Source organism: Streptomyces sp. NPDC055025 (assembly GCF_053608565.1).
In genome coordinates, this window is the sequence record NZ_JBSGVS010000065.1 from 1 (window position 1) to 13530 (window position 13530).

The 13530-nt window shown below is 72.5% G+C and carries 11 protein-coding genes; 5 read left to right on the top strand and 6 right to left on the bottom strand.

Features of this window, described 5'->3' with window-relative positions; all coding sequences use genetic code 11:
* Positions 1 to 45 precede the first annotated feature (45 nt).
* Both ACWGDX_RS31495 and ACWGDX_RS31500 read right to left on the bottom strand, forming a co-directional pair.
* On the bottom strand, positions 46 to 2265 hold the full coding sequence (locus tag ACWGDX_RS31495) for an NADP-dependent isocitrate dehydrogenase (protein WP_453631083.1): 2220 nt from the start codon (positions 2263 to 2265) through the stop codon (positions 46 to 48).
* 212 nt (positions 2266 to 2477) lie between these two features.
* Positions 2478 to 3743: a response regulator transcription factor gene (locus tag ACWGDX_RS31500; protein ID WP_453631085.1), complete on the bottom strand. Its 1266-nt coding sequence runs from the start codon at positions 3741 to 3743 to the stop codon at positions 2478 to 2480.
* Positions 3744 to 4017: 274 nt separating this feature from the next.
* Here ACWGDX_RS31500 and ACWGDX_RS31505 point away from each other — a divergent pair, with 274 nt between their 5' ends.
* The 3 genes from ACWGDX_RS31505 to ACWGDX_RS31515 are packed head-to-tail and all read left to right on the top strand — an operon-like array spanning position 4018 to position 7083.
* Entirely contained in the window at positions 4018 to 4824 is an 807-nt protein-coding gene (locus ACWGDX_RS31505; protein WP_453631087.1) for a hypothetical protein, read from the top strand.
* The gene (locus ACWGDX_RS31510) at positions 4808 to 5743 is read left to right on the top strand and encodes a hypothetical protein (protein ID WP_453631089.1); all 936 of its coding nucleotides are present in this window, start codon (positions 4808 to 4810) and stop codon (positions 5741 to 5743) included. Before ACWGDX_RS31505 ends, ACWGDX_RS31510 begins: the two co-directional genes overlap by 17 nt.
* Entirely contained in the window at positions 5740 to 7083 is a 1344-nt protein-coding gene (locus tag ACWGDX_RS31515) for a M48 family metalloprotease (RefSeq protein ID WP_453631091.1), read from the top strand. Before ACWGDX_RS31510 ends, ACWGDX_RS31515 begins: the two co-directional genes overlap by 4 nt.
* A 102-nt stretch (positions 7084 to 7185) precedes the next feature.
* Here the strand turns inward: ACWGDX_RS31515 and ACWGDX_RS31520 are convergent, their stop codons facing one another.
* On the bottom strand, positions 7186 to 7887 hold the full coding sequence (locus ACWGDX_RS31520) for an HAD family hydrolase (RefSeq protein ID WP_453631093.1): 702 nt from the start codon (positions 7885 to 7887) through the stop codon (positions 7186 to 7188).
* 217 nt (positions 7888 to 8104) lie between these two features.
* Here ACWGDX_RS31520 and ACWGDX_RS31525 point away from each other — a divergent pair, with 217 nt between their 5' ends.
* On the top strand, positions 8105 to 9160 hold the full coding sequence (locus ACWGDX_RS31525) for a lactonase family protein (RefSeq protein ID WP_453631094.1): 1056 nt from the start codon (positions 8105 to 8107) through the stop codon (positions 9158 to 9160).
* 301 nt (positions 9161 to 9461) lie between these two features.
* Here ACWGDX_RS31525 and ACWGDX_RS31530 read toward each other — a convergent pair whose 3' ends face one another.
* Positions 9462 to 10322 (bottom strand): DUF3592 domain-containing protein, encoded by an 861-nt coding sequence (locus ACWGDX_RS31530; RefSeq protein WP_453631096.1) that lies wholly within the window; start codon positions 10320 to 10322, stop codon positions 9462 to 9464.
* An 81-nt stretch (positions 10323 to 10403) separates the two neighbouring features.
* Complete coding sequence (locus ACWGDX_RS31535) at positions 10404 to 11498, bottom strand: hypothetical protein (RefSeq protein ID WP_453631098.1); 1095 nt, start codon at positions 11496 to 11498, stop codon at positions 10404 to 10406.
* Positions 11499 to 11702: 204 nt separating this feature from the next.
* Here ACWGDX_RS31535 and ACWGDX_RS31540 point away from each other — a divergent pair, with 204 nt between their 5' ends.
* Complete coding sequence (locus tag ACWGDX_RS31540) at positions 11703 to 12437, top strand: translation initiation factor IF-2 (RefSeq protein ID WP_453631099.1); 735 nt, start codon at positions 11703 to 11705, stop codon at positions 12435 to 12437.
* A gap of 116 nt (positions 12438 to 12553) precedes the next feature.
* Here ACWGDX_RS31540 and ACWGDX_RS31545 read toward each other — a convergent pair whose 3' ends face one another.
* The gene (locus tag ACWGDX_RS31545; protein ID WP_453631101.1) at positions 12554 to 13474 is read right to left on the bottom strand and encodes a sirohydrochlorin chelatase; all 921 of its coding nucleotides are present in this window, start codon (positions 13472 to 13474) and stop codon (positions 12554 to 12556) included.
* Positions 13475 to 13530 lie beyond the last annotated feature (56 nt).

Sequence of the window (13530 nt, forward strand, 5' to 3'; positions counted from 1 at the left end):
GCGGAACGCCGGCCGGGGCTGTCGCACCCGCGGGTACGATACGGCTCAGGCGAGCGTCGCGACCGCCTGGTTGAACGTGGCCGAAGGCCGCATGACGGCCGAGGCCTTCGCCGCGTCCGGACGGTAGTAGCCGCCGATGTCCACCGGCGAGCCCTGCACCGCGATCAGCTCGTCGACGATGGTCCGCTCCTGCTCGGCCAGCGTCTTGGCGAGAGCCGCGAACGACTCGGCGAGCCGCGCGTCGTCGGTCTGCCGCGCCAGCTCCTGGGCCCAGTAGAGCGCCAGGTAGAAGTGGCTCCCGCGGTTGTCGATACCGCCGAGGCGACGGCTCGGCGACTTGTCCTCGTTGAGGAAGGTCGCGGTCGCGCGGTCCAGCGTGTCGGCGAGGATCTGCGCCCGCGCGTTGCCCGTGGTCTGCGCGAGGTGCTCGAAGCTGACCGCGAGGGCGAGGAACTCACCCAGGCTGTCCCACCGCAGGTAGTTCTCCTTGACGAGCTGCTGGACATGCTTGGGCGCGGAGCCGCCGGCCCCGGTCTCGAAGAGTCCGCCGCCGTTCATCAGCGGGACGACCGAGAGCATCTTGGCGCTCGTACCGAGTTCGAGGATCGGGAAGAGGTCGGTCAGATAGTCACGCAGGACATTGCCGGTGACCGAGATCGTGTCCTCACCCCGGCGGATGCGCTCCAGGGAGAACGCGATCGCGTCGACCGGCGCCATGATCTCGATCCGCAGGCCCTCGGTGTCGTGCTCGGCGAGGTAGGTCCGCACCTTCGCGATCAGGCTCGCGTCGTGCGCGCGCCCCTCGTCGAGCCAGAACACCGCCGGGTCACCGGTGGCACGGGCGCGGGTCACGGCGAGCTTGACCCAGTCCCGGACGGGCAGGTCCTTGGTCTGGCACATGCGCCAGATGTCACCGGCGCTCACGACATGCTCCAGCACGGCGTCGCCGTTGTCGTCGACGACCCGGACCGTGCCGGTGGCCGGGATCTCGAAGGTCTTGTCGTGGCTGCCGTACTCCTCGGCCTTCTGCGCCATCAGACCGACGTTCGACACCGAGCCCATCGTCGACGGGTCGTAGGCGCCATGGGCGCGGCAGTCGTCGAGGACGACCTGGTAGATACCCGCGTAGCTGCTGTCCGGGATGACCGCGAGGGTGTCGGCCTCCTTGCCGTCGGGACCCCACATATGACCGGAGGTGCGGATCATGGCCGGCATGGAGGCGTCGACGATGACATCGCTCGGTACGTGCAGATTGGTGATGCCCCGGTCGGAGTCGACCATCGCCAGCGCCGGGCCCTTGGCCAGCTCGGCCTCGAAGGACGCCTTGATCTCCGCGCCCTCGGGCAGCGACTCCAGACCCTTGAGGATGCCGCCGAGACCGTCGTTCGGGCTCAGACCGGCCGCCGCGAGCTTCTCGCCGTGCTCGGCGAACGTCTTCGGGAAGAAGGCCCGGACCACATGGCCGAAGATGATCGGGTCGGAGACCTTCATCATCGTGGCCTTCAGATGCACCGAGAACAGCACACCCTCGGCCTTGGCGCGCGCGACCTGCGCCGCGAGGAACTCACGCAGCACCGCCACCCGCATCACCGACGCGTCCACGACCTCGTCCGCCAGCACGGGCACCGACTCGCGCAGCACGGTGGTGGTCCCGTCGTCGCCCGCCAGCTCGATACGGAGCGAGCCGTTCCGGGCGATGACCGCGGACTTCTCGGTGGAGCGGAAGTCGTCGGCGTCCATCCGCGCGACATTCGTCTTCGAGTCGGCCGTCCACGCGCCCATCCGGTGCGGGTGCGCCTTGGCGTAGTTCTTGACGGACGCGGGCGCGCGGCGGTCGGAGTTGCCCTCGCGCAGCACCGGGTTGACGGCGCTGCCCTTGACCTTGTCGTAGCGCGCGCGGACGTCCTTCTCCTCGTCCGTCTTCGGATCGTCCGGGTAGTCCGGCAGCGCGTAGCCCTGCGTCCGCAGCTCGGCGATCGCCGCCTTGAGCTGGGGGATCGAAGCCGAGATGTTCGGCAGCTTGATGATGTTGGCCCCGGGTGTCCTGGCCAGCTCGCCCAGCTCGGCGAGGGCGTCATCGACGCGCTGTCCCTCCTCGAGACGCTCGGGGAAACCGGCGATGATCCGCCCCGCCAGAGAGATGTCACGGCTCTCCACGGTGACCCCGGCCGTCGAGGCGTACGCCTCGATCACAGGCAAGAACGAATACGTCGCCAGGGCCGGGGCCTCGTCGGTGTGCGTATAGATGATGGTCGAGTCAGTCACCGGTAGCTCCGCTCCACGTCTGCAACATTGCTCGACATCAAGATATCTCCTGACCCACCCCCGCTCGACAGGGCCCTGCCCCCACCGGGGCGGAACACGTCACGTCGAGCGGTGTGACGTCCGGGCGAGCGGGCGTGACGTCCGGCGAGGGCCGCGTACCGGGGGAGTCTCAGCGGCGAGAAGGCCGACCGGCTCCCCCCCACCGGCGCGGTTCACCCGGGTTGGTCCGGAGCGTCGTCGCGCATACGGCCGTCGGTCGTGAGGGGCGGGTCGTCGAGCCGGGGGAGGTAGCAGCGCTGGAACAGTTCCCCGGTGAACTCGCGGCGGCTCCGTACCCCCGCCTTGTCGAAGACCTTCCGCAGATGGTCCTGCACGGTGTACTCCCCGATGCGCAGGGAGTCGGCGACCTCGGCCGTCGACCGGCCGAGCAGCACATGCTGGGCGACCTGGCGCTCACGCGGAGTGAGGCCGTACGCGTCGAGGACGATGGCGGTCAGTTCGCCGGGGCGGCTCGGGGCCAGCGACACATAGGTGAGCGCCTCCGACTCCTCGCCCTCCGCCTTCTCGCGCCAGGCGCTCAGGGTGACCCAGTGGCCGGTACGGGTGATCGCGCGGGACTGCACCTGGACACCGAGGCCGGTGGAGCGGACCTTGTGGGTGAGCGCGGCGAGCGTGAACGGATACCGGTGCCCGGGAGCGGGATGGGATTCCTGGACGAGACCCAGCCAGCGCTCGGCGGTGGACGTGCACAGCCGCACCCGCTGGTCGTCGTCGAGGATGAGCAGGCCCGCGGCGTCCGGTACGTCGTCACGGTCGATGCCGCCGAGGAGGAGCGAGCGGCGCAGGGCCGTCGTGGCCGGGGCGCTCACGGAGGCGGCGAGGGCGACCTCGGCGGGGGTGAAGGGCCGCGAGCCCTCCCCGCGGCAGAGCACGAACAGTCCCCAGGTACGGGAGCCGTCGCGCAGGAGTACGCGTAATTCGTCCGTGAGCCCCGAGGGCCGGAGCACATCGCGGTAGTAGACGCTCTCGGCCACCCGGCCGGCCATGGAGTCGCTGAGCAGACTGACGGGTGTGGCGCGGTGGGCGAGGGCGCGGATGTTGTCGACACCGGCCTGATCGGCGTGCTCGATCTCGAACAGACGCGGCATCACACTCCGCGGGAATCCGTACTCGTGCAGGCCCCCGGTGTCGAGGAGCGTCGCGGGATCGAGCATGACGGCGCACCAGATGTCGGCGGGAACAGCGGTGAGCAAGGCGTCCGCGGCGGCCTGGAGGACATCGAGCGCGCCGAGCGGTCCGGTGCCGCGCAGCCGGCGCGCGAGGGCGCCGGCCAGCGCGTCGCGGGCGGCGGGGGCGACCGCCGCTCCTCGGGCACCGGAGCGGCCGGAGCGGCCGGAGCGGCCGGAGCGGCCGGAACGGCCGGTACGGGCGGGTCCGGCGGGGTGGCGGTCGGGGTCTGGGCGGGAAGCGGAAGTCACGCGAGCAGGCTAGGACGATCCCCCAGACATCTGGGATGGGAATGGCACAAAAGCCCGTCTACTTTGGTACCCCCAACCGGGTGGCGTACCGGGGCAGTTGACGTAGCGCCCTCGCGCGGGCGCGCGCCGGGGGGCGCGCGAACCTGGCCCTCTACGGGGGAGAGGGCGCGGGGACGGGGGCTCGTCGTACCGGCGTTCCACGAGGCGGGGCGCCGGTGCGGCGGCACAACGAGTGTGAAGGAGACGGGGGATGGGCGGTAGCAGGGGGGTTCCGATGAGGATCCGACGACCGCGAAGGACTGTGCTCGCGGCGGTGTGTCTGGGCGGTCTGGCGGCCCTGACCGCCTGCGGGGGAGGCGGCGGGGACGCGTCCGGCGAACCGTCCGGCAGCGGCTACGCGACGACGGCGGAGGCGTCGCCCACGGAAACGACGGCGCCGGCCACGCCGTCCCCGACGGAGACGTCCGCGCCGGAGGAGGAGATCACCGAGGAGCCCTCGGAGGACACCTTTTCCGAGGAGGACGACGGTTCGGACGACACCTCCTCGGGCGGATCCGGTGAGGAGGACACGGCGTCGGGGGTGCCACACGGCGAGTGGTCGGGCACGGCCACCGTCAGCGTCGACTTCGCGGACCCGGGCTGCGCGCCGGAGTCGCGGTCCTACGAGCTGCCGGCGACGCTGCTCATCGGCGATCCGGTCGGCGGGGAGCAGAACGGCTTCAACCTCTCCTGGGCGAGCGACAGCCAGATGGCGGAAGGAGCGTTCGGGGTCAGCTCCGCCCTCGACGGGACCGACACCGTCGACGGCGAACCGGTGGCCATCACCTACTGGTCGCTCTCGGACGACGGCTCGGGCGACATCTCCGGAAGCCTCACCGATCCCGGCGCCGCCGAGGGCGCCGCGCTGAACCTGCTCTTCGTACCGAAGCCGATCCTGCCGTGCAGCCAGTACATGGCCTTCGCGTACGGGATGTCCACGGACACCACGCTGGAGGGAACGGTGACCGAGGACTCGGCCTCGCTGACGCTCAGCGGGACGACGATCGACGGGACCAGGAGCTTCCGTGTCGAATGGGGGTGAGGGGCGGAAGCGCTCCGAGGCGGTCACGGACGCGGACCATCCGGAGCGGGCGGACCAGGCGGAGCGGGCGGACCAGGCGGGACGGGCGGACCCGCTGGACGTCTGGGCCGGACGGATCGCGGCGGCGGTCGCACCGGACGAGATCTCCATCGCCGCACTCACGGCACGCGTCTACGCCGGGGGCGGCCGGGGCCGCCGTGGGCTGCTCCGCTCCGCGCCCCCGGCGCCGGGTGGTGCCGGGGGCGAACTGGTCACACTCCTTCCCACCCTCTGGCACGCGCTCGCGGTGTCGTACGACGTGCTCGTGGCGGCCATGGGCTCCCCGGTCGTCAGCAACGCGGTGTCGGGCACGGCGCTCCTGCTCGCACTGGAGGAGCGGCGGACGTCCGGGGCACGGGACCGCGCGGCCGGTAGGACGGGCTCGGGCGCCGGGGCGCCCTCCGGGCCCGGGGCCGGGGCCAGCTCCGACGCCGACGCGGGCGAGGGGGCGGGCGCGGGGCCGGGCGCCGGGGAGGCGGACTCCCGGTCGACGCCGCCGGTGCCGCCGACGCCGGTTGCGCCGATGCCGGTGTCACCGGGCTCACCGGAGTCGCAGGCGAGAACGGCGATCGGCGGAGTCGGCGCCGCCGATCTCGCCGTTCTCGTCGGCGCCGCGGCCCAGGTGTCCCGCTCCCTCCAGGACCGCGGTACACCGCGTCACCAGGCAGACCGAGCCGCCGCCGAAGCCGTCGCGGCGCTGTACGAGGGCCGCGACGCGAGCGCCCGCGCCTTCCTCGGACTCCTGGCGGGTCACCAGCCCACCGGCGCACCGGCGCCGCGGCCCACCGGCACCGCCGTATCCGCCGTCCGCCGTCTGCGGCGCCGACTGGCCACCCGGCTCTCGGGCCGCGGCCCCGGTCTCCCCACGAGCGGAGGGTGAAGCGGCCCCCCGCCCCCGGCGGGCTCGCGGGCGCGCTGCCTCCACCGCCCTGGCTGTGGCTGGCCATGGCGAGCTATGTCCAGGACGCGCCCGCCGCCTTCGTCTGGTGGCGGGCGCAGCTCCTGGACGTCTGGACGGCGGGGGAGTACGGCGCGGCCACCGTCTCGACGTCCGGGTTCGCCGCGCTGCGGGTCATGCTGGTGAGCCAGTTGGCACCTCTCCTCTTCCTGACGGCCGGGGTGGCCACGGTGCTGCTGCCGCATCTCCGCGGCCGGTACACGGAGTGGCGGTATCACCTGATCGACCTCCGCGACGCCGCGGCGTACGGTCCCTCCCCTGCCCTACGGTCCGTACAGCGGCTGCTCGACGAGCACGCGCCCGGCACGGTCCTCACCCTCTCGACGCGGGCCCGTGGCCCGTCGATCAGGGTGTACGCGCGAGGCTGGCGCGGCCGGCGGGTCGCGGTGTCCCTCGGATTCCTCGCGCTCTGGGAGAGCGATCAGGACCGGGCGCGCGCCCTGCTGCTCCACGAGGCCGGCCATCTCGTCAACGGCGAACACCTCATCACGGGGCTGGGCAGTCCCTTCACCCGTCTGATCGGCGCCTGGCCGGTGCTCTTCCTGGTGTGTGCCGTGGCGCCGCTGGTCTGGCTGACCGTCACCCAGGCACCGGCCGCTCCCTTGCTGGCCGCGCAGGTTCTCACCGTCGTGGTGCGGCTGCCGCAGGTGCTGATCCTTCCCGTGATCGCCCTGTGGTGCGCCGAGTTGGCGGCGGACCGGTACGCGGTGGCCCACGCCGGGCGGCGCACGGTGCTGGAGGCGCTCGACGCCACCCGGACATCGGGGCTCCGCCAGGTGATCGGCAAGCTGTACCACCCGCCGAGCGCCCTGCGCCGATGGTTCATCGAGCGGTCACACCGACCGGTGTCCCTGTCGCTGCTCCTGCTGGCGGGTCCGATCGCCCTGCTTCTGCACGCGGTGGTCGTGACATGCGCCGCGATCCCCGGTCTGATCCTTCTCGGCGACGCCCCGGGCACGGCGGTCGCCAGCAGCCTGGACCTGGCCCACCGGGACCTCCTCATCCGGCCACGGTGGGCGATCGTCCTGGCCGTGGTTCTTCTGTGGCCACTCCTGGCGCGCCCATGGCTCCGGCTCTGGGGCGCTCCCGCTCCCCGTACCCCGTACCCTGTCCCGCACCTCGCCCCGTACCGCCTCCGGACGCACCTCGCCGCCGCCCTGCTCCCGGCTCTCGTACTCGCCGTCGCACTGCTGCCATCCACCGGCGCGGTCGAACGCGATCCCGTGCTGCGGCCCGACACCGCCCCGACCGAGGCCCAGTGATCCGCACCGAGGCGCGAGGGACGCGCGAGTGAGGCGTGCGTGAGGCGTGAGCGAGGCGCGACCCGTCCGCCCGGTGCCGGGCCGGGGCCCGGCCCGAAGCCGTCAGGCCCGCCCCCGGCCGCCGTTCCCGAAGAGCCAGGTGTACGCGGCCTGCGCCGTGAACTCGCGCTGGCCGCCGGGGAAGACGAGCCCGGCCGTGGCGAACTCCGGGTCAGCGGCCGTGGTCCGAACGTAGGGGATCGCGATACAGCGCATTCCGGCCGCGTGTGCCGCGACCACACCGGGGCCGGCGTCCTCCAGGACCACGCATCGGGCGGGCGCCGCGCCCAGACGGCGCGCCGCCTCCAGGAAGACGTCCGGCCGCGGTTTGCCGTGGGCGACCTCCTCGGCCGAGACCGTCGTGGTGAAGTACCCGTCCAGACCGGTGACACCCAGGGCCATGTCGATGGCCGCGCGGGACGAGCCGGACGCCACGGCCATCGGCACACCCTCGGCGTGCAGGCGCTCCACGAACTTCCGCATCTGCGGGAACACCTCCGTCGAGGCGCGGACCCGCTCCAGATAGAGCCGGTTCTTCCCGGCGAGCAGTTCGTCGACCGGCGCGTCGATCCCGTACTCCTCGCGCAGCGTCTCCAGGGTCTCCCGGGTGCCGATCCCGATGAAGCGGGTGTGGTGCTCCCAGGTGAAGCCCGTGACACCGTACTGCGCCAGGAGCTGCCGTCCCGCTTCGTAATAGTTCGGCTCGCTGTCCACGAGCGTTCCGTCGAGATCGAAGATGACCGCCGGTGTAGGTGAAGTGCTCATGCGCTCCAGGATGCCAAGCGACGTCCGGTGTCGCGCGTGCCCTTGGGTCCTGGGCGCCGGGCCCTCCTGTTCCCGGGGGATCCCGGTCCGGCTCCCGGCGCGGCTCCCCGGCCCGGCTCCTGGCACCGACCACCGGGATTGGTCCAGACCGCCTGCTACCGTCGGCCCGACATCAGCGGATCGGGCGTTGAGGTTCAGCCGAAGAGGGGACATATACGTGAGCGGCAGGAACGACGGACGGGCCTTCATCGGGTCGTTCACCTCGGCGGGCGGCCGCGGCATCATCCTCGCGGCCGTGGACGCGGACACCGGGGCCCTGACGGAACGGGGAGCGACCGACGCCGTAGCCGACCCCTCCTTCCTGGCGCTCGCGCCGGACGGGTCCGTGCTCTACGCGGTCTCCGAGACGGAGGAGGGCGCGGCGGCGGCCTTCACGGTGCCCGCGGGGGCCGAGAGCCCGGTGCCGGCGCTGATCGGCGCCCCCGTCCCCGTGGGCGGTGCCAGTCCCACCCATCTCACGCTCGCCGGAGGTCATCTGCTGACCGCCAACTACGGTTCCGGCAGTGTCACCACCCTGCCGGTCGGCGGCCACGGCGGACTGCTGGCCGCCGCCGGGGTGCTCCGGCACGAGGGCCGCGGCCCTCGTGCGGACCGGCAGGAGGGTCCGCACGCGCACCAGGTGGTGACGGATCCGAGCGGACGCTGGATCCTGGTCACCGACCTCGGCACCGACTCCGTACGGATCTCCGCCCTGGACCCCGCCTCCGGGCAGCTGACGGCGCACGGCGAGACCGTGCTGCGCCCCGGCACCGGCCCGCGCCATCTCGCCTTCCATCCGGCCGGCGGCCACGCCTATGTGCTGAACGAGCTGGAACCCACCCTCACCGTCTGCCGCTGGGACGCGGGGACGGGCGTACTGGAACCGGTCGGTGAGGTGCCCGTCCTGCCGGACGGCGTGGAGGTCGCGAGCTATGCCTCGGAGGTGGTCGTGTCCCGGGACGGACGGTTCGTCTGGGCGGCCAACCGGGGCCATGACAGCATCGCCGTCCTCGCGCTCGACGCGACCTGCGAGAAGGCGGAACTGGTCATAACCGTGCCGTGCGGTGGCCACTGGCCGCGCGATCTGGCCCTCGACCCCACGGGCCGCCGTCTCTACGCCGCCAATGAGCACTCCGGCGACGTGACCTGGTTCGACATCGACCCGGCGACGGGCATCCCGGCCCGCGCGGGCTCCATCGAGGCCCCCGCCGCCTCCTGTGTGATCTTCGGCTGACCGGGGCCCGGACGGGCCCGGCCGTCACCCCTGCGGCAGGTGGGGAGCACCGGAACGACCACGGGAACGACCACGGGAACGAAGACCGGAACGAAGACCGGCAACCAGGGCAGCCGCCGCGCTGGTCTCAACGGCCAGTCACGGCGCTCACGGTGATGCTTCGTACGCCTCGCGGATGGAGGCGGGGATGCGTCCCTCCTACCGCTGTCCCGTCCATCGGATCCGTCCATCGGATCCAGCTCATCGGATCCAGTTCTCGGCCGGTGCTCCGTCCATGGCGAGAGGAGACCCGGCTCCCGCGTCACAGCGCGACCATCCCCACCACGGCCGCCGCCGCCACGACCACGACACCCACGATGTTGACGGCCATGTCCCGCTTCCAGGACCGGCGTTCCGCCTCGACGTCCAGAGTGAAGACCGCCGGGTCATCGGGGGCGTAGTGGATCGTGATCTCCCGGCCCTGTGATCCGGCGGGGTCCCGCGGTCCTGACTCGCAGTAGGCAGTGACGGCCGTACCGTCGAGGGTGGTGAAGGCGACGACCGGCACCACGCGCGTGGAGGTGTGTCCGTCGTCGTCGGTGCTGACGCTCTTGAGCACGGCGACGACACGGCCGGGTACGGCGGCCATGGCGGCCAGTGCGTCGAGACGGCGATTCCTGTCGCGTACGTTCCCGGGCAGGTGGTACACACCGGAGAGGGCCCACGGCCCGCAGAAGCCGAGCAGAGCCCACGGCCAGCCCCAGTCGATCGCGGCGACGACCACCAGACCGGCGTAGCCGAGGAAGACCGCGAAGGTCGGCGGGCCGAGTCCGCGCCCGCCTTCGGAGAGGTCGCCGGTGAACCGGAAGGCGTGGGGTCTGCCGCGCGGGTAGTGGACGCCGATCTCCCGGCCCGTCCAGGCCGCGCCGATCCTCTCGCCCCGCTCACCGTCGTTGGTGACGGTGAACTCCTGCCCGGTGGACGGGTCCTGGAAGGAGACGACCACGGCGATCCCGTCGCTCGGGGAGCTTCCGTGCCGGGGCTCCCCCACCCGCTCGATCCGCCCCTTCGCCCGGACCGTCCGCTGCGCCCGGGTCATCCCGGCCAGCGACCTCCCGTAGCCGACCAGCGCGACCGTGCCGAACACGCCGCACCACAGCGCCAGATATCCGTGCCAGCCCATCCGTCTCTCCTCCTGCCACTTCGGGGACGGCCACCGAGCGCCACACCCTTGCCGTCCGGAACAGTGCCGTCCCAGGGCACCTCACCGTGCGGGCGCGCGCCGCACCACCTCGCCCCGTCCGTCCGCCTCCAGTGACGCCACGCCCTCGGACCCGGTCACGACGACCCTGATGACGAGGGAGCCGGTGAGACGGTCGGCGGTGATCTGCCAGGTCCGGGGGGAGCGGACGCCGAGGGTGGTCGTGGCCTCCTCGACCAGGGCGGGGAAACGGGCGTAGGGCAGCGCACGGGGGTCGAGCCCCGGGGTCCGCGTGCCGGTCGGCGAGAACACGACCGACAGCAGGCGCTCCCGCACGACGACAGTGAGCGCCCGGTGTGTGTCCCCGCCCCTGGTGAGCGAGCCGACGGCCCGGTCCAGCTCACCCTTGTCGAGAAACGATCGGCCCGGTCCCAGGGCGACCGTTCCGGACGCCGACGACAACACCGTGGTCGACGACGTGGAGGAGACGGACGGCCGCGCGGCCTTAGGCGGTCGCGCGGTGTCGTCCCGGTCGAAGAGGTCCGCGCGGAACAGCAGGACCACGACGGCCGCGCCGAGCAGCAGACCGAGGAGCGTGATGAAACCGAAGGCACAGCCCTCCGGGGGCGCGGCAGCCCTGGCCGTCGCGGGCGCCGAGTCGAGGCGGGCCGAGGCCGCCCGGTCCTCCCACTCCGGTGTCGACCGCTTGACGATGCGCACCCGCCACGGCCGGTCCGGCGGGTACTGGACCACCACGACCCCGCGCGGCCGGTAGTCGGACAGGTCCACGAGGTTGATGTCCTGCGTGATCTCCACCCGGTACGCCGGCCCGTCGTCCGGTGCGACGGTGAGCTCGAACCGCACCGGTATGTCGCTCGACTCGCCCCCGACGGCCTCAAGGCTCTCGATCATCGCGAGCGCCGTGCGGGGCACGACCGCCGCCTCCCGGGCACGCCTCGGCATACCGGCGAGGAAGAACAGCATTCCGTAGACCGCGGGCAGGACCCAACCCGTGACGAACAGCGGCACGTTCTCGACGATCCCGCCCACGACGAGCGCGGCGAGCGAGGTGCCGACCACACCACCGGTCAGCAACCCCCGTGCGAGTGCGACGGGTGTACGGTCCGTGGGCAGCGGCGCGCCCGTGGTGATCGTCATACGGGCGATTGTGCTGGGCTCAGGTGATGTCCGGTAGACCTCCCGCGGCTGACGCACCGTCAGCCGACCGCCAGGGCCGATCAGGGCTTGGCCCCGCATCCGGCTCGCACTCCTCACCGGCGGGGATCACACCGTACGATCATCTGTGCCGGTCTGAGTACGTGGGCGGTTGGCCGCCGTGCGCGGCGCCGGGAGGGTGGATTCATGCGCCGACTGCTGGTGCTCGTCCCGCTGTTGCTGCTCGTCGTCGGTTGCGGGGTGGTGCGGTCCTCCGAGGACAAGGCGACGGACGCCGCGCGGGAGGTGGCCAGGAAGGCGGGCGAGCGGCTCTACGACCGGCGTCCGCGCACGGCGGAGGAGGTCGGGCGCTCCGCCTCCGGTATCGAGGGGGTGGAGGTGCTGCGGGTGACGGGCACCTCGACACACGACGGGGACGGCGTCGACGTGGTCGTCCGCACGTACGGCTCGGCGTACAACCGATGGAGCGACCTCGATGAGGTCGCCGTACGGCGCTGTTTCACGGTGCGGGTGTCGACCAAGTGGGAACGGCGTGAGGAGCCCCGTGACGTGGACTGTCCGGACGGTCCTCCGCCGGTCTTCGCCCCGCCACCCGAACCGCCCCGGCTGCCGTACGAGGCGCTCCGCGCGAAACTTCCCCGGGTGCCGGAGGGCGGCCGGGCGGACGAGGCCGAGGTGCGCCGCAGGCTCGCCGCGCTGGATCTGGATCCGGCGATCCGTACCGAGGTGAAGGCGGACGGCGGCCGGGTCGGCGTTCTCCTGTCGGTGAAGGGCGACCGCTTCGACGCGCAGGACTGCGTTCTTGCCCGCGTGGGCCCCGGCGCCACCGAGGTGTGGGTGCCGTCCCGGATCCAGCGGATGCCCGGAGAGGGCGGCTGCACCATCGGCAACGCCCTGGACCCGCTACCGCCACCGCACTGAACAGGGCGCCCGGACCGGTCGCGGAAGGGCCCGCCCCGGAGAGATCCGGTGCGGGCCCTTTCCATGCGCACGGGGACACGGTCGTCCCGTACACAGGGGCATCCGTCGGTGCGGTGTCAGTGCGTCGGCGATCCCTGCGGCTGCGCGGGGATACCCAGCGCCGTCGTGTACTTCGACAGCACCAGCTTGCCGATCGCCGGATAGGCGCCCAGCGGCTCCGCGGCCGCGCAGTCGGCCTCCTTGAGCGCCGCGTCGAGCAGCCCCTCGGGCAGCTCGGGGCCGACCAGATACGGCGCGAGCGCGAGCTGCGTCGAACCCGATCCGCGCAGCTGCTCCGCGATCGCGGTGATCGAGCCCTCCTCGTCGAGCGCGGCGGCCATCACCGGTACGGCCAGGCGCGCGGCCAGCAGCATTCCGGTGATCCCGGCGGTCTGGACCGCCTCCTGGCCGCCCACCGTGGCCAGGATGATGCCGTCGGCCGCCGTCGCGACCGTGAACAGCCGGGCGCGGTCCGCGCGGGCCAGCCCGGCCTCCGACAGCCGTACGTGCAGGGCCTCGGCGAGCAGCGGATGCGGACCGAGGACATCCGTCAGCTCCGCGACGGCGCCGCTCTCCGCGACGGCCTCACGTATCCGCGTGACCAGTCCGCTGTCGGGACCGGCGAGCAGCGGTACGACAACGGCGGCGGGGCCTTCGGGCTCGGTGACCTCACGGCCCGCGGCCTTCGCCAGTTCATAGCGTTCGGTACGCAGCGCGGCGGTTCCCGCCAGGACACCCGCCAGTGCCGGGTATTCCTCGTTGTCACCGTCCAGGAAGCCGATGACGGCGTCGAGGCCGGGCAGCTCGGAGCGGGCGATGCTGATGATCTCTTCGGCCAGACCGCGCACGGCGGCCGAGGGGGTGCCGGGAACGGCGAGAACAAGCGCGGGCGCACCTTCGGGAGCCGCCACCGGTTCGGGACGGCGGTGGCGCCCCGACTGACGGGGTCGCGGCATTCGTACAGGCAGGCCGGATGCGGGCCCAGTGGGGGTGCTCATGCCGTCGAATGCTACTGGTTTTGTGGGCGCGGCTGTTCGGGGAGGGGGCGCTCGTG

Excerpts from the sequence above, each read along its gene's own strand:
- ACWGDX_RS31545 (WP_453631101.1), bottom strand. The coding sequence starts at position 13,474 with ATGAGCACCCCCACTGGGCCCGCATCCGGCCTGCCTGTACGAATGCCG.
- ACWGDX_RS31505 (WP_453631087.1), top strand. The coding sequence starts at position 4,018 with ATGAGGATCCGACGACCGCGAAGGACTGTGCTCGCGGCGGTGTGTCTG.
- ACWGDX_RS31540 (WP_453631099.1), top strand. The coding sequence starts at position 11,703 with ATGCGCCGACTGCTGGTGCTCGTCCCGCTGTTGCTGCTCGTCGTCGGT.
- ACWGDX_RS31520 (WP_453631093.1), bottom strand. The coding sequence starts at position 7,887 with ATGAGCACTTCACCTACACCGGCGGTCATCTTCGATCTCGACGGAACG.
- ACWGDX_RS31535 (WP_453631098.1), bottom strand. The coding sequence starts at position 11,498 with ATGACGATCACCACGGGCGCGCCGCTGCCCACGGACCGTACACCCGTC.
- ACWGDX_RS31530 (WP_453631096.1), bottom strand. The coding sequence starts at position 10,322 with ATGGGCTGGCACGGATATCTGGCGCTGTGGTGCGGCGTGTTCGGCACG.